General features: G+C 68.6%; 1 protein-coding gene. It reads left to right on the forward strand.

Going from position 1 to position 1680, the window contains the following annotated elements:
• Positions 1 to 1575, forward strand: a 1575-nt coding sequence (locus tag GPA21_RS20105) for an NADH-ubiquinone oxidoreductase-F iron-sulfur binding region domain-containing protein (protein ID WP_168989833.1), incomplete at its 5' end; no start/stop codon positions are given.
• Between the last annotated feature and the right edge of the window lie 105 nt (positions 1576 to 1680).

Consider the following 1680-nt stretch of genomic DNA (forward strand, 5'->3'; position numbering starts at 1 on the left):
TACCTGCACCGCCTGCAGGACCGCCACCTCGCGCTGTACCCGGATCACCTCGCCGCACTTGCCGAAGCACTCGGCCTCGCCCGCGCCGAGGTCTTCGAGGTGGCGACCTTCTATCACCACTTCGACGTGGTGACCGACGGCAACCCGGCACCAGCCCGCCTGACCGTGCGGGTGTGCGAGTCGCTGACCTGCGCGATGCACGGCGCGGCCGAACTCGCCGACGCCCTTTCCAAGCGGGTCGACGCCGGAATACGCGTGCAGTGCGTACCCTGTGTCGGCCGCTGCGATTGTGCGCCGGTCGCGGTGGTCGGGCGCAACCCGGTCACCCATGCGACCGTCGACACCTTACTCGACACCATCGCCACCGGCGACACCGAGGAGCCGACACCCGACATCGTCGGCTTCGACGCGTATCGGGCAATCGGCGGCTACGAACTCTATCTGAGCGTCCGCGACGGCACGCTCTCGGCCGACGCGGTCATCGAGGCCGTGGACAAGGCCGGCCTGCGCGGTCTCGGCGGCGCCGGCTTCCCAGCTGCGCGCAAGTGGCGAGCCGTGCGCGCCCAGCCGGCACCACGACACATGGCGGTGAACATCGACGAGGGCGAACCCGGCACCTTCAAGGACCGGCACTACCTGTCCACCGATCCGCACCGCTTCCTCGAAGGCATGCTGATCGCCGCCCATGTCGTCGGCGTTGCCGGCATCTGGATCTACCTGCGCGACGAATACCCCGCGCTGCGCCACATGCTCGCCGCCGAACTCGACCGCCTGCGCACCGAGTGGCCCGACCTTCCACCCATCGAACTGCGCCGCGGCGCCGGCGCCTACATCTGCGGCGAAGAATCCGCGATGATCGAATCCATCGAAGGCAAACGCGGCATGCCCCGGCTGCGCCCGCCCTATGTCGCCGAAGTCGGCCTCTTCGGCCGCCCGACCCTGGTGCACAACCTCGAAACCCTTTGGTGGATCCCCGACATCGTGCGCTGCAACGCCGTCGAAGGCCGCGACTGGCTCGCAGGCCGCGGCCGCCATGGTCGCTGCGGCTTGCGCAGCTTCTCGGTCAGCGGCAGGGTGGCGAAACCCGGCGTGGTGCTGGCCGATGCCGGCATCACCCTGCGCGAACTGATCGATGAACACTGCGGCGGCATGGCACCGGGCCACGAACTCTACGGCTACTTCCCCGGCGGCGCCTCGGGCGGCATTCTGCCCGCCAGCCTCGCCGACGTCCCCTTGGATTTCGACACACTGGCCGCGCACGGCAGTTTCATCGGTTCGGCGGCCATCGTGGTGTTCTCCCGGCATGATCAGGCACGCCTGCTCGCCACGAACGCGATGCGCTTCTTCGCCCATGAGTCCTGTGGCCAATGCACACCGTGCCGGGTCGGCACCGTGAAGGCGGCCGAACTGATGACCGAGGCCGAATGGGACCAAACCCTGCTCGAAGAGCTCGCCCAGACCATGGCCGACGCCTCGATCTGCGGCCTGGGACAGGCCGCCCCCAACCCCCTGCGGTCGGTGATGAAGTTCTTCCCACAGGAAGTCCAAGGACTACGCCAAGGAGCGGAAGAATGAGCACCGCGCCAACAAGAGGGCGGGGCGACTGCCCGCGTGGCGACTCTGCCCGAGCGCATGCCGCTGTTGCCAAGCGTAGCGGCCGCGATCCCCACTGTCTGAGCG

Origin of the sequence: Azoarcus taiwanensis (genome assembly GCF_012910885.1) — a bacterium.
Taxonomy (GTDB): domain Bacteria; phylum Pseudomonadota; class Gammaproteobacteria; order Burkholderiales; family Rhodocyclaceae; genus Azoarcus_F; species Azoarcus_F taiwanensis.